This is a genomic window from Lyngbya sp. CCY1209, assembly GCF_035615495.1.
Taxonomy (GTDB): domain Bacteria; phylum Cyanobacteriota; class Cyanobacteriia; order Cyanobacteriales; family Microcoleaceae; genus Limnospira.
In genome coordinates, this window is the sequence record NZ_JAJENU010000022.1 from 1 (window position 1) to 260 (window position 260).

At 49.6% G+C, this 260-nt stretch carries 2 pseudogenes; both read right to left on the reverse strand.

The features are described from left to right. Positions 1–200, reverse strand: a pseudogene (locus LKE08_RS00105) (reverse transcriptase); the annotation flags it as partial. A 3-nt stretch (positions 201–203) separates the two neighbouring features. Continuing rightward, a pseudogene (locus LKE08_RS29190) lies at positions 204–260 on the reverse strand (reverse transcriptase N-terminal domain-containing protein); the annotation flags it as partial.

Consider the following 260-nt stretch of genomic DNA (forward strand, 5'->3'; position numbering starts at 1 on the left):
AATTTAGGTTCCCAGTAGGGTTCCATTGCCATCTTAACCAAGGCTTGCTTGGCTCTATCTCGAATTGTCGGGATTCCTAGGGGACGTTTTTCATCCCGTCCGGGTTTTGGTATCCACACTCTCCGTAACGGTTTGGCTTTGACGTTTCCTTTGATTTCTTCAGCAAGGGTGAACCTTTGTTTCGGGGATATCGCTACCACACCGTCAACTCCGGCTGTCTTCTTGCCTTGGTTGTCTTGGGTTACTCGCCTTACCGCTAG